The sequence below is a fragment of the Caulobacter zeae genome, from assembly GCF_002858925.1.
GTDB lineage: Bacteria > Pseudomonadota > Alphaproteobacteria > Caulobacterales > Caulobacteraceae > Caulobacter > Caulobacter zeae.
In genome coordinates this window covers 97,089-116,031 of the sequence record NZ_PJRS01000022.1, presented here as the reverse complement: position 1 = coordinate 116,031, position 18,943 = coordinate 97,089, and the positions used below count along the sequence as shown (strand labels likewise).

Annotated in this window: 20 protein-coding genes; 14 read left to right on the top strand and 6 right to left on the bottom strand. The window is 69.6% G+C overall.

The genetic code is table 11. The features are described from left to right. Positions 1 to 13 precede the first annotated feature (13 nt). Positions 14 to 790: a bifunctional 2-polyprenyl-6-hydroxyphenol methylase/3-demethylubiquinol 3-O-methyltransferase UbiG gene (gene ubiG / locus SGCZBJ_RS12095; RefSeq protein ID WP_101718249.1), complete on the bottom strand. Its 777-nt coding sequence runs from the start codon at positions 788 to 790 to the stop codon at positions 14 to 16. Between the two features lie 172 nt (positions 791 to 962). Between ubiG and SGCZBJ_RS12090 the strand changes: the two genes are divergently transcribed. The 3 genes from SGCZBJ_RS12090 to SGCZBJ_RS12080 all read left to right on the top strand — a co-directional run bounded on the left by SGCZBJ_RS12090 (position 963) and on the right by SGCZBJ_RS12080 (position 3,529). Continuing rightward, the gene (locus SGCZBJ_RS12090; protein ID WP_101718248.1) at positions 963 to 2,210 is read left to right on the top strand and encodes an aspartate kinase; all 1,248 of its coding nucleotides are present in this window, start codon (positions 963 to 965) and stop codon (positions 2,208 to 2,210) included. Between the two features lie 101 nt (positions 2,211 to 2,311). After that, on the top strand, positions 2,312 to 2,776 hold the full coding sequence (locus tag SGCZBJ_RS12085; protein ID WP_101718247.1) for a hypothetical protein: 465 nt from the start codon (positions 2,312 to 2,314) through the stop codon (positions 2,774 to 2,776). Between the two features lie 18 nt (positions 2,777 to 2,794). Next, positions 2,795 to 3,529: a helix-turn-helix domain-containing protein gene (locus SGCZBJ_RS12080; RefSeq protein ID WP_101718246.1), complete on the top strand. Its 735-nt coding sequence runs from the start codon at positions 2,795 to 2,797 to the stop codon at positions 3,527 to 3,529. Here the strand turns inward: SGCZBJ_RS12080 and SGCZBJ_RS12075 are convergent. After that, positions 3,526 to 3,798, bottom strand: a complete 273-nt coding sequence (locus SGCZBJ_RS12075) for a hypothetical protein (protein ID WP_101718245.1) — start codon at positions 3,796 to 3,798, stop codon at positions 3,526 to 3,528. The two genes, SGCZBJ_RS12080 and SGCZBJ_RS12075, sit on opposite strands and share 4 nt — an antisense overlap. Before the next feature lie 135 nt (positions 3,799 to 3,933). Between SGCZBJ_RS12075 and SGCZBJ_RS12070 the strand changes: the two genes are divergently transcribed. The 6 genes from SGCZBJ_RS12070 (at position 3,934) to SGCZBJ_RS12045 (ending at position 11,094) form a co-directional block, all read left to right on the top strand. Continuing rightward, the gene (locus SGCZBJ_RS12070; RefSeq protein ID WP_101718244.1) at positions 3,934 to 4,896 is read left to right on the top strand and encodes a DMT family transporter; all 963 of its coding nucleotides are present in this window, start codon (positions 3,934 to 3,936) and stop codon (positions 4,894 to 4,896) included. Between the two features lie 231 nt (positions 4,897 to 5,127). Further along, positions 5,128 to 5,535 (top strand): hypothetical protein, encoded by a 408-nt coding sequence (locus SGCZBJ_RS12065; protein ID WP_101718243.1) that lies wholly within the window; start codon positions 5,128 to 5,130, stop codon positions 5,533 to 5,535. Between the two features lie 179 nt (positions 5,536 to 5,714). Next, a complete protein-coding gene (ptsP, locus tag SGCZBJ_RS12060) occupies positions 5,715 to 7,979 on the top strand; it encodes a phosphoenolpyruvate--protein phosphotransferase (protein ID WP_101715050.1) in 2,265 nt (754 codons plus the stop codon). A gap of 156 nt (positions 7,980 to 8,135) precedes the next feature. After that, complete coding sequence (locus SGCZBJ_RS12055) at positions 8,136 to 9,218, top strand: helix-turn-helix domain-containing protein (protein ID WP_101718242.1); 1,083 nt, start codon at positions 8,136 to 8,138, stop codon at positions 9,216 to 9,218. A gap of 73 nt (positions 9,219 to 9,291) precedes the next feature. Then, a complete protein-coding gene (gene ispG / locus SGCZBJ_RS12050) occupies positions 9,292 to 10,431 on the top strand; it encodes a flavodoxin-dependent (E)-4-hydroxy-3-methylbut-2-enyl-diphosphate synthase (RefSeq protein ID WP_101718241.1) in 1,140 nt (379 codons plus the stop codon). A gap of 99 nt (positions 10,432 to 10,530) precedes the next feature. Continuing rightward, entirely contained in the window at positions 10,531 to 11,094 is a 564-nt protein-coding gene (locus SGCZBJ_RS12045) for a YajG family lipoprotein (protein ID WP_101718240.1), read from the top strand. 9 nt (positions 11,095 to 11,103) lie between these two features. Here the strand turns inward: SGCZBJ_RS12045 and SGCZBJ_RS12040 are convergent, their stop codons facing one another. Continuing rightward, a complete protein-coding gene (locus SGCZBJ_RS12040; RefSeq protein ID WP_101718239.1) occupies positions 11,104 to 12,486 on the bottom strand; it encodes an aminotransferase-like domain-containing protein in 1,383 nt (460 codons plus the stop codon). A gap of 96 nt (positions 12,487 to 12,582) precedes the next feature. Between SGCZBJ_RS12040 and SGCZBJ_RS12035 the strand changes: the two genes are divergently transcribed. The 4 genes from SGCZBJ_RS12035 to SGCZBJ_RS12020 all read left to right on the top strand — a co-directional run bounded on the left by SGCZBJ_RS12035 (position 12,583) and on the right by SGCZBJ_RS12020 (position 14,993). Continuing rightward, complete coding sequence (locus tag SGCZBJ_RS12035) at positions 12,583 to 13,251, top strand: LysE family translocator (RefSeq protein WP_101718238.1); 669 nt, start codon at positions 12,583 to 12,585, stop codon at positions 13,249 to 13,251. Between the two features lie 68 nt (positions 13,252 to 13,319). Continuing rightward, positions 13,320 to 13,559, top strand: a complete 240-nt coding sequence (locus tag SGCZBJ_RS12030; RefSeq protein ID WP_101718237.1) for a hypothetical protein — start codon at positions 13,320 to 13,322, stop codon at positions 13,557 to 13,559. 55 nt (positions 13,560 to 13,614) lie between these two features. Then, positions 13,615 to 14,091: a molybdopterin-binding protein gene (locus SGCZBJ_RS12025; protein WP_101718236.1), complete on the top strand. Its 477-nt coding sequence runs from the start codon at positions 13,615 to 13,617 to the stop codon at positions 14,089 to 14,091. Between the two features lie 59 nt (positions 14,092 to 14,150). After that, complete coding sequence (locus tag SGCZBJ_RS12020; protein ID WP_101718482.1) at positions 14,151 to 14,993, top strand: alpha/beta hydrolase; 843 nt, start codon at positions 14,151 to 14,153, stop codon at positions 14,991 to 14,993. A gap of 53 nt (positions 14,994 to 15,046) precedes the next feature. Here the strand turns inward: SGCZBJ_RS12020 and SGCZBJ_RS12015 are convergent, their stop codons facing one another. Continuing rightward, entirely contained in the window at positions 15,047 to 15,574 is a 528-nt protein-coding gene (locus SGCZBJ_RS12015; protein ID WP_101718235.1) for a DUF1993 domain-containing protein, read from the bottom strand. A 194-nt stretch (positions 15,575 to 15,768) separates the two neighbouring features. On the opposite strand from SGCZBJ_RS12015, the gene prfA reads away from it, so the two are divergent. After that, positions 15,769 to 16,830 (top strand): peptide chain release factor 1, encoded by a 1,062-nt coding sequence (prfA, locus tag SGCZBJ_RS12010; RefSeq protein ID WP_101718234.1) that lies wholly within the window; start codon positions 15,769 to 15,771, stop codon positions 16,828 to 16,830. A 145-nt stretch (positions 16,831 to 16,975) separates the two neighbouring features. On the opposite strand, the gene SGCZBJ_RS12005 is transcribed toward prfA, so the two are convergent. Both SGCZBJ_RS12005 and SGCZBJ_RS12000 read right to left on the bottom strand, forming a co-directional pair. Next, a complete protein-coding gene (locus tag SGCZBJ_RS12005; protein ID WP_101718233.1) occupies positions 16,976 to 17,503 on the bottom strand; it encodes a GNAT family N-acetyltransferase in 528 nt (175 codons plus the stop codon). 155 nt (positions 17,504 to 17,658) lie between these two features. Continuing rightward, positions 17,659 to 18,906, bottom strand: coding sequence for a YihY/virulence factor BrkB family protein (locus SGCZBJ_RS12000; protein WP_101718232.1), 1,248 nt, complete (start codon positions 18,904 to 18,906; stop codon positions 17,659 to 17,661). Between the last annotated feature and the right edge of the window lie 37 nt (positions 18,907 to 18,943).

Below are 18,943 nucleotides of genomic sequence, written 5' to 3'. Positions count from 1 at the left end.
ACCGCGTTCTGCGTCACGCCGCCGGCTTGGTGACCGTCATCATGTAGTTGATGTCGACGTCGGTGGAGCGGCTCCAGCGGCCGGTCAGCGGGTTGTAGGCCACGCCGAAGGGGCCTTGCATCTCGACCGGCTCGCCGGCCAGGAAGGCGCGCAGCTCCTCGGGCTTGAGGAACTGCTTCCACTCGTGGGTGCCCGGCGGCACCCAGCGCAGAACGTACTCGGCGCCGATCTTGGCCAGGGCCAGGGCCTTGAGCGTGCGGTTCAGGGTGGCGACGATCATCAGGCCGCCGGGCTTGAGCAGCTGCGAGCAGGTGCGCAGGAAAGCGCCCGGATCGGCCACGTGCTCGATGACTTCCATGGTCAGGACGACGTCGAACGGGCCCGCGCCCTCGGCCAGCAGCTGCTCGGCGGTGGCGGGGCGGTAGCCGATCGAAAGACCCTGCTCGGCGGCGTGGGCCGCGGCGGTCTTGATGTTGTTCTCCGAGGCGTCGATGGCCGTGACCGAAAAGCCGAGGCGGGCCATGGGCTCGCTCAGCAGGCCGCCGCCGCAGCCGATGTCGATCAGGGACAGGCCCTCGAACGGCGCGCGGTCGTTGCCGTCGCGGCCGAAGCGCTCCAGCGCCTGCTCCCTGATGAAGGCCAGCCGGCAGGGATTGAACACGTGCAGCGGCGCGAACTTGCCCTTGGGGTCCCACCACTCGGCCGCGATGGCCGAGAACCGCGCCACGTCGGCGGGGTCGATGCTCCAGTTGGGCGTGCTTCCTGCGGTGTCGGGGGCGGCGCTGGTCATGGCCCGGTATCTAGCACGGCCAATTTTTCGCGCCATGCTGCGAGAAAAAAGACACATCGGCGACATTGCCGTTGCGCCGAGGCCCCGCTAGAAGGCGCGGGCTTGCGCGGAAGGACGGGTTCCGGCCGCGAAGGCGCAAGAAAAAACCGCTTTGGTTCGAGGATTTAGAGACGTGTCACGTCTGGTGATGAAGTTCGGCGGCACCTCGGTGGCCGACCTGGAGCGCATCCGCCGGGTGGCGCGCCTGGTCGCCGCGGAAGTCGCCACGGGCAAGCAGGTCGCCGTCGTCGTTTCCGCCATGTCGGGCAAGACCAACGAACTGGTCGCCTGGACGGACGGAGCCGGCCGCGCCGCCGCGGGCCTGCCGGAGTCTGACGACGAGTACGACGCCGTCGTGGCGTCGGGCGAGCAGGTGACCGCCGGCCTGCTGGCCATGACCCTGCGCAACATGGGCCACAAGGCCCGCTCGTTCCTGGGCTGGCAGGTGCCGATCCTCACCGACGAGGCCCACGGCCGCGCCCGGATCGAAGAGATCCCGCCGGAGAACCTGGAAGAGTGCTTCGAGGCCGGCGAGATCGCCGTCATCGCCGGCTTCCAGGGCGTGACGCCCAAGCGCCGCATCACCACGCTGGGTCGTGGCGGTTCGGACACCAGCGCCGTGGCCATCGCCGCCGCGGTGAAGGGCGCCTGCGACATCTACACCGACGTGGACGGGGTCTACACCACCGACCCCCGGATCGAGAGCAAGGCCAAGCGCCTGGCCAAGATCAGCTACGAAGAGATGCTGGAAATGGCCTCGCTGGGGGCCAAGGTGCTGCAGACCCGTTCGGTCGAGATGGCCATGGCCCATCGCGTCCCGGTGCGGGTGCTGTCGAGTTTCGTCGAGCCGGGCGAAGCCCCGGGCCAAGGTACGATCGTCTGCGACGAGGAAGAAATCATGGAAAAGCGCATCGTCTCGGGCGTCGCCTACAGCCGCGACGAAGCCAAGATCACCCTGCTGGGCCTGCCCGATCATCCGGGCGTGTCCTCGGCCATCTTCGGCCGCCTGGCCGACGCCAATGTGAACGTCGACATGATCGTGCAGTCGCGCGCCCGCAGCGCCGACACCGCCAACATGGAGTTCACCGTCGGCAAGCGTGACGCCACGCGCGCCCTGGAGATCGTCCGCGGCGCCCAGGCCGAGATCGGCTTCGAGGACGTGGCCGTCAACGAAGACGTGGCCAAGGTGTCGGTGATCGGCGTGGGCATGCGCAGCCACGCCGGCGTCGCCCAGTCGATGTTCGCGGCCCTGGCCGAGAAGAACATCAACATCCAGGTCATCTCGACCTCGGAGATCAAGATCTCGGTCCTGATCGACGCGGCCTACACCGAACTGGCCGTCCGCGCCCTGCACGCCGTGTACGGCCTGGACCAGCTGTAAGAATGCCGGCTCCCTCGAACCCCTGAGGTTCGAGGGAGCCGATCGTTGCCTAAACGTCGTGCTCTGACGTTATGGAAGGCGCACCAGCCTTCGAGAGTCCCATGCCCGACGTCTTCAAGTTCGATCCCGCCGCCAAGACGGTGACCTTCCACGGCGACGCCGGGCTCGAGCTGCTCTACGACCTCCTGCTGCGCGCCAAGTTCGGCGACGGCTATGAGAAGCCGCTGCTGGTCAGCCCGTGGCTGGCGGCCCTGCTGCGCCAGCTGGACCAGGCCCTGCCCGACGACGGCCAGTGGTTCCCGGAAAAGCCCGGCCAGCCGATCTTCGACACCGACGACCTCCTGGCCATGGGCGACGCCGTGATCGAGGAAGGCCACACGGTCGGCTGGTGGACCATGACCGAGCCGGAAAAGCGCGACTACCTGCGCAACGTCATCGCAGCCCCGCATCCGCTGACCGACCTGCAGGTCGAGTTCATCGAGAGCGACATCGACGCGGCCCTGCAACAGGCCCGCCGCCTGGTCATGGACGCCGAGGAGCCCCTGGCCCTGCCCGGGCACGGCTGAGTTCGTTATAGTGAGGTCATGGGCCACGACCTGACCGCCCCCGCAGAGCTGTCCTTCCGCCGCTACAGTGTCGAGGCGATCTCGCACGCCCACGACTTCGACCAGATCGTGCTGCCGCGTCGCGGCGTGCTCGAGATCGAGATCGACGGCAAGGGCGGCCGGGTCGATCCGGGCAGCGCCGCGGTGATACCGCCGGGTACGCGCCACGTCTGCGCCGCCGACGGCGAGAACCTGTTCGTGGTGGCCGACATCGGCGCCGCCCTGATGGCGCCGTTCGAGCGCCTGCGCGACAGGCCGTTCGCCTCGGTGACCAGCCCGGTGCGCGGCCTGCTGTCGTACCTGGCGGGCGAGGCGCCGGGCGGCATCGACGACGGCGTCGCGGGCCTGTGGACGCCGCTCCTGCTGCGCGGCCTGTCGAGCGGTCCCTCCGCCGTCGATCCGCGTCTGGCGCGCGCCGCGACGATGATCGAGACCCGCTACCATCAGCCGCTCACCGTCCGCGACCTGGCGGTCGAGGCCGGCATGAGCCAGAGCCGCTTCTTCGATCGCTTCGCCGCCGCCTACGGCGCGACCCCGCATGCCGCCCTGAGCGATGCGCGGCTGCGGGCCGCCCAGCACCTGCTGGACGATCCGGCCCTGTCCATCGCCGAGATCGCCGTCCGCACTGGCCACGGCGACCAGAGCACGCTGACCCGGCGGATGAAGGCCGTGCTGGGCGTGACGCCGGCGGCTTGGCGCAAGGGGCGGCGCTAGCCTCGGAAGCTCCTGTAGAGATGCCTGACGCCGCGGACGATCATGAACAGGCCCACCGTGGCGGCGAAGGCGAGCGGGGCGGACGCCCAGGGGAAGACGTCCTGGTCGGTGTTTCCCCGCCCCGGACCCGTGACCTTGAACCACGCGAAAAACGCCAGTCCGGCGAGGACGGCCGCGCCCAGCAGGGTCAGCATCAGGCCGTTCAGGCGATCGGCCCAGAGGTCTTCCGGGCTGGCCTTTGGGGCGGGCGTGTCGGTGGACGGGGCCATGGTCGCGGCTCGGTTGTGGTTATCGATCTTGAGTTTAGCCGGGGCGCGGCGGAGGGCAACGGGGCGGGAGCCTTCGCCCGATCTTCGGGAGCTTTCGCCAAAGCCAGCGCCGCGCGCGCCTGCTAGGTCCGGGCGATGATCAGTCCCCGGAACCTTCTGCTCGGTCTTCTCTACGGTCTTGTCGCCGGCGCGCTGTGGGGCGGGGTGTTCCTCGCCCCGAAGCTGCTGGACGCCTTCACGCCGCTGCAGATGACGGCGGGGCGCTACATCGCCTACGGCTTGGCGGCCGCCCTGTTGCTGGCTCCGACCTGGAAGTCGGTGATGGCGCGAATGGACCGGCGCGACTGGCGCGATCTGGCCCTGCTGAGCCTGCTGGGCAACCTCGTCTACTATGTGGGCCTGGCGGTCGCCGTGCAGACGGCGGGCGTGGCCCTGGCCTCGCTGATCATCGGCCTCCTGCCGGTGACCATCACCCTGGCCGGCGCGCGCAAGGGGGAGGGCGCGCCCCTGCGGGCCCTGGCCGGTCCTCTGGCCCTGATCATCGCCGGCGGCGTCTGCATCAACGTGGCGGTGTTCACCGCGTCGTCGGGTGCGCCCGTCGGCAAGTTGGTCCTGGGCGTGCTGGGCGCGACCCTGGCGCTGGCGGTGTGGACCGCCTACGCCGTCTGGAACGCACGACGCCTGGCCGCCACGCCGAAGTTCAACAGCCACGAATGGTCGCTGCTGACGGGCCTGGCCACGGGCCTGCTGTCGCTGGCGCTGGTCGTCCCGGCCTTCATGCTGGGCGGTAAAAGCCACCCGCCGGCCGCCTGGACGTGGTTCTGGCTGGTCAGCTTCGCCGTGGCCATCGGCGCTTCGGTGATCGGCAACGGCCTGTGGAACGCCGCGAGCCGCGTGCTGCCGTTGAGCCTGTCTGGCCAGCTGATCGTGTTCGAGACCCTGTTCGCACTGCTCTACGGCTTCCTGCACGAGGGTCGTTGGCCCCACCTGCTGGAGGGCGCGGCCATCGTCCTGATGCTGGCCGGGGTGATCTGGTCAGTGCGGCTGCATCGTCCGGCGGCGCAGGCGGCGGTCGAGGCGGAGGCTTCCCACCCGTAAAATCCCCGCGAAAGCGGGGGCCTGGGCTTCTTCTGCCATCTGCGGCGCTCGACGATAAAACTCCTGGGGCCCCGCTTTCGCGGGGATTTTACGGAACGCGGAGCACCGGAAAAACCTGACGCGAACATGAACAACCGCGTTCAGGTCGGGTTCAAACGGCAAGGCTCATAAAGGCCATCAACAGCGCCGCCCTCGGGATTGGCGACGCTTCTGGAACAAGGAGCAAATGCCATGAAGACCTTCGGTAAGTTTAGCAAGATCGCCATCAGCACCGCCATCGCCGGCGCTCTGGTCCTGCCCGCCTCGGCCGCCTTCGCCGGCGATCGCGGCAAGAGCAACAAGACCGAGCGGGCGATCCTGGGCGCTGTCCTGGGCGGCGCGGCCGGCGCCATGCTGGGCGACGGCGACGGCGGCGCGATCGCGGTCGGCGCCCTGGCCGGCGGCGCCATCGGCGCGGCCACCGCCAAGGACAAGCGTCATCACCGCTACAGCAGCCGCTATGACGAGCGTCGCCCGTACTACAGCGACAACCGCTACGGCTATGATCGCTACGACCGTCGCGACGATCGTCGGGATGGGCGCCGCTACCAGGGCGATCGCTACAACACCGGCTACGACTACTACGGTCAGCGCCGCTAAGCTTCGCCGCTGACAAGCTAGGCAATGCGCCGCCCCTTTCCGGAGGGGCGGCGTTTTTTGCGTCCTTAGGTAAAGGAAAACCGTGCTCGCGCACTGTGCGGCGCGCGAAATCTGCTATAGCGCCCATGAGGACGACGTGCTTCGACACGTCGGAACCAAGGGAGCGCACGACAGGCGACATGGCAGGCCCCGGCATCGCCGTTCGAGGACCCAGAAGCCTGCTTCGCCAGATTCGCGAGGCCATGGCCGGCGGCGGTCCCGCCCAGGCCAAGCTCGACATGGTGGTGCGCACCATCGCCATCTCGATGGTGGCCGAAGTCTGCTCGATCTATCTGCGCCGCGCCTCGGGCGACCTGGAGCTGTTCGCCACCGAAGGCCTGTCGCGCGACGCCGTCCACGTCACCCGCATGAAGCCGGGCGAGGGCCTGGTCGGCGAGACCATGCGCCTGGGCCGGCCGCTGAACCTGTCGGACGCCGCCAGCCACCCGCAGTTCTCGTATCGTCCGGAAACGGGGGAAGACCCCTATCACGCCTTCCTGGCCGTGCCGCTGCTGCGCGGCGGCCGGGCGATCGGCGTGCTCGTCGTCCAGAACCGCACCGAGCGGGTCTACGAGGACGAGGAGGTCGAGGACCTGCAGATCATCGCCATGGTGCTGGCCGAGATGGTCAGCTCCAGCGAACTGTTGGGCGCCGACGAACTGAAAGACGTCGAGCTGGCCCCGCACAAGCCCGAGCGACTGAAGGGCTCGCGCTTCGCCGAGGGCCTGGCTTACGGCGTGGCGGTGCTGCACGAGCAACCGGTGGCCCCCGAGCAGCTGCTGTCGGACGACGCCCTGGCCGAGGAGGCCCGGCTCTCCTACGCCATCGAGGCCCTGCAGACCCAGATCGACGAGATGCTGGAAGGCCAGCACGGCCTGGTCGGCGCCTCGTACGAAGTGCTCGAGACCTACCGCCTGTTCGCCCACGACCGGGGCTGGAATCGCGGCCTGCAGGAGGCCGTGCGCTCGGGTCTGACCGCCGAGGCGGCGGTGGAGCGGGTGCGTTCGGAGCATCGCGCCCGCCTGGGCCAGGCCCGCGACCCCTATCTGCGCGAGCGGCTGCACGACCTGGAAGACCTGAACGACCGGCTGCTGCGCCACCTGTCGGGCGACGTCCACGCCGTGCGCCAGCTGCCCGAGGACGCGATCCTGATCGCCCGCAACCTCGGCCCCGCCGATCTCTTGGAATACGACCGCACCAAGCTGAAGGGCATCCTGCTCGAGGAAGGCTCGGCCGCAAGCCACGCCGGCATCGTGGCCCGGGCGCTCGACATCCCGTGCGTGGGGCGCCTGGCCGGCCTGCGCGACCGGGTCAGCGAGGGCGACCCGGTGGTGGTCGACGCCGAGACGGCCGAGGCCTGGCTGCGGCCGCGCCCCGACGTGGTCAAGGCGCTGAAGGCCCGGATGGAGGTCCGCGCCCAGCGCAAGGCCGAGTTCGCCCGCCTGCGCGACACGCCGGCCTTCACCCGCGACGGCTCCAAGATCACCCTGCTGATGAACGCGGGCCTGGCTGTCGACCTCGACATCCTGGGCGAGACCGGGGCGGAGGGCATCGGCCTGTTCCGCACCGAGTTCCAGTTCATGGTCGCCGAGGAGATGCCGCGCCTGGAGGCCCAGACGACGCTGTACGAGAAGGTGCTGGAGGCGGCCGACGGCATGCCCGTGACCTTCCGCACGCTCGACCTGGGCGGCGACAAGCTGCTGCCGTACATGGAGCTTGAGCGCGAGGATAATCCGGCCCTGGGCTGGCGCGCCGTGCGCATGGGCCTGGACCGTCCGGCCCTGCTGCGCCTTCAGATCCGGGCCCTGATCAAGGCCGCCAACGGCCGCGAGCTGCGGATCATGTTCCCGCTGGTGGCCAATGTGGACGAGTTCCGCGCCGCCCGCGCCTTCGTCGACCAGGAGGTGGCCTGGGCTCTGAAGCGCGGCCGGCCCGCGCCCGCGCGCCTCGACGTCGGGGCGATGGTCGAGGCCCCGTCGCTTCTGTGGCATTTGGACGCGCTGCTGCCGATGACCGACTTCGTCTCGGTCGGCACCAACGACCTGATGCAGTACCTGTTCGCCGCCGACCGGGGCAATCCGCGGGTGTCTGACCGTTACGACCCGCTGTCGCCAGCGGCCCTGCGGGCGCTGAAGACCATCCAGCAGGCCTGCGAGGACACCGGCACCCAGGTCTCGGTGTGCGGCGAGATGGCGGGGCGTCCGCTGGAGGCCTTCGCCTTGGTGGCCTTGGGTTTCGACCGCCTTTCCATGCCTCCGGCGGGTATAGGGCCGGTCAAGCAGATGGTGCTGTCGTGCGATCGCGAGGCCGCCCGGCGTAACGTCGAGGCCCTGCTGAAGGGCTCCGGCGGGTCTCTCCGGGGCGAGATCGAAACCTTGGCCCGGAAGCTCTATGTCGCCGTCTAGACTGAAGGCCGGTTAACCTTGCGGCTAAGTTTAGCTCATTGAATCCGGCCACTTACTTTGATATCCACAATTGAATGTTAACGAATGCCGGCTAGCGTCGGCGCAAATCGGTCGGACTCTCGTGCGACGCGAATTTTCTGGGGTGATCTGTTCGTCATGCCGCTCGACACGGGCACGGTGAGCCATTTGAGCCTGGTCGCCGAAGGCGATCGTGACGACACGGTCGCGCCGCCGGCGCAGCCGTCGGTCGACCATGGCGTCGACCTGGGCGAGGCCCTGCGGGCCGCCCGTCTGTTCCATGGCATGACATTGCAGGACGTGGCCGACGCCACGCGCATCCGCCAGGCCTATGTCGAGGCGCTGGAGGACATGCGCCTGGACGAGCTGCCGTCGCGTCCGTTCACCATCGGCTACATCAAGGCCGTGGCCGGCCTGCTGCGCCTGGATCCCGAGGCGGCCGTGGCCCGCTTCAAGCTGGAAGCCCACGACGACGCCGAGCCGCTGCGCGCGCCAATCGGCGTGCATCGCCAACGCGACCCGCGCCTTGGCCTGCTGCTGGCCGGCGGTCTGCTGGTCGGCGGCGCCATCGTGCTGTGGAACGTCGCCCAGCGCGCCATGACCCACGACGCCGAGCCCAAGGCCCAGGTGGCCTCGCAGGCCGCGCCCGCCGCCCCGGCGACCTCCGTTCCGGCCCAGGCCGGCGGCGCCGTCTCGCTCGGCGCGCCGCTGCCGGCCCCGGCCGAATCGACCACGCCCGCGCCCTACGTGACCCCCGGCCTGGAAGCCGCCGCCGCCGCCGGCGGCTCGGCCGACGCCGTGGCCGCCGCCGCCAAGGCCCGCAAGGAAGCCGAGGCCCAAGCCGCGCCTGAGGCGATCGCCAACCTCGGCGCCCCGTTCAAGGGCAAGGGCGCGATATACGGCGCGGCCCCGGCCGACTCGGCCGGCGTGATCCTGCAGGCCCGCAAGTCGACCTCGCTGACGGTGCGCGGCGCCGACGGGAACGTCTATTTCACGCGCTGGCTGTCGACCGGCGACGCCTTCCGCATCCCGCGCACGCCGGGCCTGGTGGCCGACGTCTCCGAGCCGACCTCGATCGACGTGTTCACCAACGGCGTGCTGACCGGCCGCCTGTCGGCCCCGCAGACCCAGCTGTCGAAGCTGGCGCCGGCGCCCGCCGCCGCGCCCGCGCCTGGCAGGCCCGCCGCCGCTCCGGCGACCGCGACGACGCCGCGCCGCTGATCCTTGCCGAGCGGCGTCACGAAGCTTGCGTGACGCCCTTGGGTTCCTTCGCCAAACCCCTTAGATTGGCGCCATGGCCGCAGACCACACCCACGTCCGTCCCTGGCGCATGATCGAGCGTCGCAAGTCGCGGAAGATCCGCGTCGGCAGCGTGGAGGTCGGCGGCGACGCGCCGATCTCGGTGCAGTCGATGACCAACACCCTGACCAGCGACGCCGCCGCGACGCTGAACCAGATCCGCCAGCTGGAGGAGGCCGGCGCCGACATCGTGCGCGTCAGCTGCCCCGACGTCGAAAGCACCGAGGCCTTCAAGATCATCGCCCGCGAGGCGAAGGTCCCGCTCGTGGCCGACATCCACTTCCACTACAAGCGCGGCATCGAGGCGGCCAAGGCGGGCGCTGCCTGCCTGCGGATCAATCCGGGCAATATCGGCAGCCCCGATCGCGTGCGCGACGTGGTCAACGCCGCCAAGGACCACGGCTGCTCGATCCGCATCGGCGTCAACGCCGGCTCGCTCGAGCGCGAACTGCTGGAGCGCTACGGCGAGCCGTGCCCCGAGGCGATGGTCGAAAGCGCGCTGAACCACGCCAGGATCCTTCAGGACCACGACTTCCACGAGTTCAAGATCTCGGTGAAGGCGTCCGACCCGTTCCTGACCGTGGCCGCCTACCAGCAGCTGGCCGAGGCCATCGACTGCCCGCTGCACCTGGGCGTCACCGAGGCCGGCGCCCTGCGCACCGGCACGGTCAAGAGCGCCATCGGCATGGGCTCGATGCTGTGGGCCGGCATCGGCGACACGATCCGTGTCAGCCTGGCCGCCGACCCTGTGGAAGAGATCAAGGTCGGCTTCGATATCCTGAAGTCGCTGGGCCTGCGCCACCGCGGCGTCAACATCATCGCCTGCCCGTCCTGCGCTCGCCAGGGCTTCAACGTCATCAAGACGGTGGAGACGCTGGAAGAGCGCCTGGCTCACATCTCGACGCCCATGTCGCTGTCGATCATCGGCTGCGTGGTCAACGGCCCGGGCGAGGCCCTGATGACCGATATCGGCTTCACCGGCGGCGGGGCCGGGGCGGGCATGGTCTACATGGCCGGCAAGCCCGACCACAAGCAGTCCAACGACGGCATGATCGACCACATCGTCGAGCTCGTGGAAAAGAAGGCCGCCGAATTGCAGGCCGCCAAGGACTCCGAGGCGATCGCGGCCGAGTAGAGTCTCCTCTCGATATTGACTTAGGGCTGCATTTTTCTAACGCTCGCGCGACGCCTGCATCTTGCCGGGCGTTCGGGGGTGTCCGCCTTGAGAACGATCGTGATCGTCGCGCTGGCCGCGATGCTGTCGGCCTGCGCCTTGACCGAGGACGTCGTGCCGATCGTCTATACGCCGGCCGCGGCGGGGCCGGTTCCGGGCGCCGAAGGGATCCTCGTCACCGTCACGGCGATCGACGCCCGGGCCAAGGACCGCGATCGGATCTCCACCAAGATCAACGGCTACGGCATGGAGATGGCGGCGATCCGCGCCGAGCGCGAGGTGGCCGAGGTCGTGCGCGAGGCGCTGTCGGCCGAGCTGCGCCAGCGCGGCTATGGGTTGGGCGATGGCGGGCCGCGGGTCGAGGTCAGGGTTGCGGTCTTCCATGCCCGCTTCAGCAACGGCTTCATGGTCGGCAAGGCCGAGGCCGATGTCGACCTGGCGGTGTCGGTGATCTCGCCGGAGGGGCGGGCGATCTACAGCCATGACCTGAAGGCGCGGGCCAAGCGGCCGATCCAGGTGGCCAGCGGCAAGAACGCGGCGGCGACCCTGAGCGACGCCCTGGCCGATGACTTCAAGGCGCTGTTCGCCGACGAGGCCTTCGGGCGGGCGCTGGCGGTCCGCTAGCGCGCCGGATCAGATCACCGGCCGAGAGCGCTCGTCGACGTCGGTCAGGGCGGCGGCGACGATGCGCAGGCCGGTTTCCAGCTCCACCCGATCGGCGGCCGCGCCGAGCGCCAGCCGCACGCCGGTGACGAGGCCGGGCGAGACGATCGGGGCGGCCGGCGGGGTCACTTCGGCGCCGCCGCGCAGGGCGCGGCCGGCCAGGCGCTCGGCCTCCAGTTCGCTCATCGGCAGCCACAGGTGCGGAACGGTGGGTGAAGCGGGGCTGGCCAGGGCGTTCCCCAGCACGGACCGCGCCAGGGCGACGCGGGCGGCGGTCTCTTCCAGGATCTCGGCCAGGATGGCGCCGGCCGTACCGTCCTCGATCCACTGGCCGGCGATCAGCATGCCAAAGCCCGGCGGGGCGTAGGCGATGGCGCGCATCGTATCGAGGATCCGCTCCAGGGCCGCGTCGTCGGGGGCGATCACGAAGCCAGCGCGCAGTCCGGGGGCCAGGGTCTTGGACACGCCCGAGACGTGGAAGGTGCGCTCGGGCGCCAGCATGGCCAGGGGCGGCGGCGCGCCCGGCGCATAGGCGCCGTAGATGTCGTCTTCGATCAGCGTAAGGTCGAGGCGGCGAGCGATGGCGACGATCGCCTCGCGCCGGGCCAGCGACATGATCCGCCCCGTGGGGTTCTGCAGGGTCGGCAGCAGGGCCACGACCTGGGCGCCGGTGCGCCTGGCGGCGTCTTCCAGGGCTTCGGGGATCGCGCCCTCGTCGTCCATGGCCACGCCCTGCAGGCGATAGCCGGCGTGGGCGGCGAGGGCCTTGACCCCATGGAAGGTCGAGGCCTCGCACAGCACCACGTCGCCGGGGCGCACGGCCGCGCCGAAGGCCAGGGCCAGGCCCTGCTGGGCGCCGGCGCAGCAGACGAGGCGCGTCCAGTCGGCGGTCTCGAAGCCGGCGCTGCGGGCCAGCCAGGCGGCGGCCGCGCGGCGGTGGCGTTCCAGCCCGGCGGCGGGGGCGTAGTCGAGGTGGTCGGCCAGGTCGGGGCGCCGGCGCAGGCGCTGCATCGTCTCGCCGATTACCCGCGCCGCCGGCCAGTTCAGGGCGACGTTCTGGGCCAGGTTGATCGGCCCCTCGCGGCGGCGCGGACTAGCGATCGCGCCCGGCGCGTTGACGAAGCTGCCGCGCCCCACATGGGCGCTGACCAGCCCCGCCTTCTCGGCCTCGACATAGGCCCGGGTGACCGTGCCCAGGCCAAGGCCCAGGCGGTGGGCCAGGTCGCGCTGCGGTGGCAGGCGTGTTCCGGCGGGCAGGGCGCCGGACTCGACGTCGGCGCGCAAAGCCTCGACCAGCCGCTCGTAGATCGGGGCGTCGCCGTCGGGCAGGGCGGGGGTCCAGGGAGCGGTCATGAGCGCGGTCCGTCTAGATTGTCACTGTATCAATATAAGTTTTGACTCATGGATCAATCGAAATCATCACCGTGACATTCCGCCAGGGAGGTCCCGATGACGCCGCAACTGATCCTCGCCTTCGTGCTGTTCGCCTTCGCCACGGCCGGCACGCCGGGCCCGAACAACATGATGCTGCTGGCCTCGGGCGCGAACTTCGGCTTCCGCCGCACGATCCTGCACATCCTGGGGATCAGCCTGGGTCTCGGCGTCATGGTGCTGGCCATGGGTTTCGGCCTCGGCGGCGTGTTCAAGGCCTGGCCGGTGCTGCACGAGATCCTGCGCTGGGCGGGCGCGGTCTACATGCTGTGGCTGGCCTGGAAGATCGGCACGGCGAAAGGCGTCTCCGACCGCGAGGCAGGGAGCAAACCCATGGGCTTCTGGGCGGCGGCGGCCTTCCAGTGGGTCAACCCCAAGGCCTGGGCCATGGCGCTGGGCGCGGTGACCACCTATGCGCCGGAGGGCGGCGGGGTCATGGTCGTACCGCTGCTGGCGGGCCTGTTCATGCTGGTCGGCGCGCCGTGCAGCGCCGCCTGGGCCGGGTTCGGCGTCGCCCTGCGCCGGTTCCTCGACCGGCCCGCGATCCTGCGGACCTTCAACGTGACCATGGCCGTGCTGCTGGTGGTGTCGCTGTACCCGACCCTGTTCGGCGGTCATGGGGCCAAGGCTCCGGCCCGCGACCTCGCCCTGGCGTCCAAGCCGCTGGTGTTCGGCTGGCGGGGCTGAGCTTTCCAAGCTCGACCATCACCTTGCTCTGACGCAGGTTGCAGGTCCGCAAGTGATGGGGGATTCGCATGCCGGACGTGGGCGAGAGGATATTTCGGCGCTTCGCCAGGCTGTTCGGCGCGATGTGCTTTATCTACGCCGCGGTCTGCGCCGCGCAGAAGACGCTGCATGACCTCAGCCCCGACCGCTTTCCCGACGCCGGCGGCCTCGACAAGTTCCTGATCTTTCTGGCGCTGGGCTACTGCCTGACCCTTCTGGCGCGGATCGACGAGAAGCTCGACCGGCTCAAGGTCGACCGCCAGGGCTGACTTGCGTCCGAGCGCGGGCGGGGGTCAGATCGCTGCCGTTCACGGAGCTTCTTTCATGCGCCTCGCCGCCGTCTTCGCCGCAACCGTCCTGGCGCTCGCCCCCGCCGCCCTGGCTCAGGACCTGAAGGTCACTGTCCAGGGGCGCGACAGCATCGTCCTGACCCCGGCCGACCTTGCCGCCCTGCCGCGCGGCAAGGCGACCATGGTCGAGGGCGGCAAGAGCGCCGTCTACGAAGGCGCGCTGCTGAACGCGGCGCTGGTCCAGGCCGGCGTGGTGCATGGCGACCGGCTGATGGGGCGCTATCTGAACCAGGTGGTGCTGGTGAAGGCCGCCGACGGCTATGTCTCGATCCTGTCGCTGGCCGAGACCGACCCGTTCTATCGCACCAATCCTGTCGTCATCGCCGACCATAAGGACGGGGCGCCGCTGGACGCCCGGGAGGGCCCGTACCGCGTCGTTGTGGACGGCGACCTCAAGCCGTCGCGCTCTGCGAGGCAGGTGACCACGATCGAGGTCAAACCGGCCTTCTGAGCCTGGACAATCGGGGCGAACCGCAGAAGCTTGCGCGCCAAACGATAGTGGGGCTTTTCGTGACCAAGCTTATCCTGAACCGCCGCGGCCTGCTGGCCGCGACCCTGGCCTTCGCGGCCGCGCCGGCGCTGGCCCGCGCCGCGACGGCGATCTCGACCACCACCCTCAAGGTGGGCGATCGCGACGTCGAACTGACCATCCTGCGTCCCGACGCGCCCAAGGGGATCGTCATCTTCTCGCACGGGGCGGGCGGTTGGCCGGCGCCGTACAAGGCGCTGCTCGACCTGTGGAACCAGGCCGGCTTCATGATCGTCGCGCCGCTGCACGTCGATTCCCAAAAGCACCCCAAGCGCGCCGACTACGACCTGCGCGCGGCTTTCTCGCTGCGCCTGGCCGACCTTGCGGCCGCCACCGACTATGCCGAGAAGGCCGCGCCGGGGCTGCCTATGGCCTCGGCCGGCCACTCCTACGGCTCGCTGATGTCGCTGATCCGCGCCGGGGCGATGGAGGGAATGATCCCGGCCCAGGACCCGCGCACCAAGGCCGCCCTGTGCTTCTCCAGCCCGGGCGTCATCAAGGGCCTGGTCGGCCCGACCTCGTACGCCAGCGTCAAGAAGCCCGCGATGATGATCACCGGCGACCAGGACGTGCTGCCCGGCATGATCGCCGACTGGCATGAGCACCTCTATCCGTTCGAGACCAGCGCGCCCGGCGAGAAGTACCTGTGGGTCGGCAAGGGGATCGGCCATGGCCTGGCCTATCACCCCGAGGCGCCGGGCTTCGCCGAGTCCTCGGCGCTCAGCGTGGCCTTCCTGAAGGCCAAGGTGCTGGGCGACAAGGCCGCCGAGGCGGTGCTGGCCGCGCAGGGCTCGACGGCCCTGGCGGACTGGAAGACGCGCTGATGCAGTGACCGCCGTCCGCGCCTAGTTGGGGCGGACGGCGGCTCCTCGCCGGTTCAGGCTGTCCGCACGCGTTCCGCGCCGAGGTTCAGGTAGGCCCGCTTGCCCAGCGGCACGCCATGGTGACGCAGGATGTCGTAGGCGGTGACGACGTGGAACTGGAAGTTCGGCAGGGCGAACTCCAGCAGGTAATCGAGGCCGTTGAAGCCCAGGGTCAACGGGCCGGCGGCGAACACCACCTCGCGGGTTTCCGCCCCCTCGAAGGCTTCGGCCGGAACGCTGCGGATGTAGTCCAGGGTGCGGGCCACGCGATCCTGAAGCTGGGCCAGGGTGGTCTCGTCGTCGGCCATGGACGGCGCGACGAGGCCGGTCAGGCGGGCCATGGCGCCGCGGGCCGCGTCGGAGGCGCGCTGGATCTGGCCGGCCAGCGGCAGCATGTCGTCGTACAGGCGGGCCTGGACGAACGCGTCCGGGTCAGTCCCGGCCGCTTCCGCGTGGGCCTTGGCCTTGTGAAGCAGGAGGGCCAGCGTGTTGAGGCCGCGCGTGACGGCGGTGGCCGTGACGTGGTGGATCGAAAGAGACATGGCGTTTCCTTGCAGCGTTTCCCGGGCGGCCGCGCGGCCCCTCCAAGTCTAGCTAATCGTACCTTGGTCAGTTTTCAAACGATACTGATGACGGTGGGTGTCAGCAGTCGACGGCCCCGCCGCGCCTCCATTCCATTCCCCCCCGAAAAGGCCTAGAGAGACCGGCCCATCCTTCAGCCGTGCGATCTCTTCCCTTGCGACTGCCCCAGGCCCGCCTCGACCAGGTTCTCGACCGTTTCCGCGAAGTGGAGGCTCGCATGGGCGCCGCGACGGACGGATCCGAGATCGTCAAGCTCTCCAAGGAGCACGCCGAGCTGCGGCCCGTGGCCGAGGCCGTCGAACGCCTGGCCAAGCTGAGCGCCGAGCGCGCCGAGCTGGACGAGATGGCGGCCGATCCCGAGATGGCCGCCATGGTCCGCGACGAGATCGTCGCCCTGGACGAGAAGCTGCCGGTCATGGAGCGGGAGCTGGCTCTGATGCTGGCCCCCAAGGACAAGGACGAGAACGCCTCGGCGATCCTGGAAGTCCGCGCGGGCACGGGCGGCGACGAGGCGGCCCTGTTCGCCGGCGACCTCTTCCGCATGTACCAGCGCTACGCCCAGAACCAGGGCTGGCGCGTCGAGGTCGACAGCATCTCCGAGGGCGAGATGGGGGGCTTCAAGGAAATCATCGCCTCGATCACCGGCGACGGCGTGTTCGGCCGGCTGAAGTTCGAGAGCGGCGTGCACCGCGTGCAGCGCGTGCCGGAAACCGAAGCCCAAGGACGCATCCACACCTCGGCCGCCACCGTTGCGGTGCTGCCCGAGGCCGAGGACGTCGAGATCGAGATCAAGGAAAGCGATCTGCGGATCGACACCTACCGCTCGTCGGGCGCCGGCGGCCAGCACGTCAACAAGACCGACTCGGCCGTACGCATCACCCACTTGCCCACGGGCGTGGTGGTGACCTCGTCGGAAAAGAGCCAGCACCAGAACCGCGCCCGGGCGATGAAGAACCTGAAGGCCCGGCTCTATGACATGCAGCGCGAAGCGCTGGACACCGCCCGCTCCGACGCCCGCAAGAGCCAGGTCGGCAGCGGCGACCGTTCCGAGCGCATCCGCACCTACAACTTCCCGCAAGGGCGGGTCACCGACCACCGGATCAACCTGACCCTCTACAACCTGGCCAAGGTGATCGAGGGCGAGGCCCTGGACGACGTGATCAACCCGCTGATCGCCGAAGACCAGGCCGCGCGCCTGGCGAGCCTGGAAGATTAGGATCTGAAGATCTTCCCCCTCTGGGGGAGGTGGCCCGAAGGGCCGGAGGGGGACGTTCTCAGCTTCCGCTGACTGGGTCGGTTTCGCACCGACTTCCCTCTCCGTCGGCTTCGCCGACACCTCTCCCTTCAGGGAGAGGGTCTCGTTAGCCGAGTACTTTTTCCATCACCACGAACGCCAGATCGTCTCGCAGCGGCTTGCCGAAGCGGTCGTCGCCGTGGGGGAAGGGGCGGGTCTCGCCCGTGAGGGCGTAGCCGCGGCGCTCGTACCAGGCGATCAGGGTGTCGCGGATGTGGACCACGGTCATCTGCATGCGGTCCGCGCCGCGTTCCTTGGCGTAGGCTTCCCCCGCCGCCAGCAGGGTGCGGCCCATCTGCCGGTCCTGCAGGTCGGGGCGGATGGTCAGCATTCCCAGGTACCAGACCTCGGCGTCGGCCGGTTCCAGCCAGACGCAGCCGAGGATCGGACCCTCGGCGTCGTCGCGGGCGGTCAGGATCAGCGCCTGGGGCGCTGCGGCGAGGTCGGCTTGCAGGCTTTCGAGGTCGATGCGCTGGCCGTCGATATAGCCGGCCTCGGTGGTCCAGCCGGCCTGGGCCCCCTGGCCGCGATAGGCTGAATTGACCAGGGCGACGAGGGCGTCGTGTTCGGACGGGGCGGCAGGGGCGAAGATCATGGCGGCGAGCTAAGCCATGCGTCGGCGAGCTTGCCAAGCGGTCGTCGTCCTGCGTGAACCTCGCCCTTAGACGGGCTCAGGGTGAGGTTCAATTTCGGCGTGGCGGTACATTCGAAATCCTCATCCTGAGCTTGTCGAAGGACGAGGATTTCGCATCACTGTTCTGGCGGCGGCGCCTTCTTGCCCAGCCGCGTCGCATGCCCCCAGTAGCGGCCGCCGATCCGCTTCACCGTGCCGGCTTCGCGCTTGATCATCTCCCAGGGATGGAAGGCCAGCCCGACGGTGTCGGCCATGGCCGCGCCGCGTGCGCCCATCGGCTTTTCGGGGCCGGTGGTGGAGTCGTGGGCGGTCTGGTGCTCGATCTCGGCGTTGAGCTCGGCCCCGACCAGCACCGTCATGATCGAGAACCACACCCAGACCATGAAGGCGATCACCGCGCCCAGCGGTCCGTAGGTGGCGTCGTAGTGGGCGATGCGGTTGACGTAGATCGAAAAGCCCAGCGAGCCGACCAGCCAGGCCGCCGCGCCAAACAGCGCCCCCAGCACGACCCAGCGCCATCGCGGGCGGGCCCGGCAGGGCGCGAAGCGGTAGAGCATGGCGAAGGCCAGGGCCGTCACCAGCCAGACGGCCAGCCAGCGCAGCGGGATCCAGAAGGCCGAGATCGCGCCTAGGACCAAGCGCTCCAGCACGATCGGCATGGCGATCAGCACCGCGGCGATGAACACCGCATAGAGAAGGGCGCAGAGGGTGAAGCCGTAGGTCAGCAGGGTCTTGCCCACGAAATTGCGCTTCTCGTCCTCGTCATAGGCGACGTTCAGGCCGTCGAAGAGCGCCTTCATGCTGGCGTTGGCGCTCCATATCGACAGCAAGAGGCTGACCACGAAGGCCACGCCCAGCTTGCCGCCCTCCTGGCTGGCCAGGCGCAGCATCTGCTCGCCGACGATCTGGACGACGCTGGCCGGAAAGACGGTGGCCATCTCCTGAAGTTGCTTCTCCACCGCCGCCACGTCGGCGAACAGGCCGTACAGCGACACGAAGGCGCCGATGGCGGGGAACAGGGCCAGCAGGGTGTAGAAGGTGACGCCCCCGGCCACCGACGGCAGCTTGTCGACGCTGATCTCGCGCGCCGTGCGCCAGAGGATGTCGCGCCAGCCCAGCAGCGGAATGCCGTGCGGATGGCGCGCGGCGCGGCCGCGCCGGGGCTCGGCCTGGTCGAATTCGTGCGGCGGCAGCACACGGTCTTCCGACAGGCCCGGCGGCGGGGCGTGCGGCTCGACCTCAGGCTCCAGGCGCTTGGGAAAGGCGAAGGGGGCGACCGCCAGCAGCAGGATCCAGGGCGCCAGGTGATAGGGCCGCGAGGCCAGCCACGACCTTACCGGGCGTCGCGGCGTGGTGTCGGTCATGAGCAGGCCTCCCTGGAGGTCAAATCCGTCAGAGCCC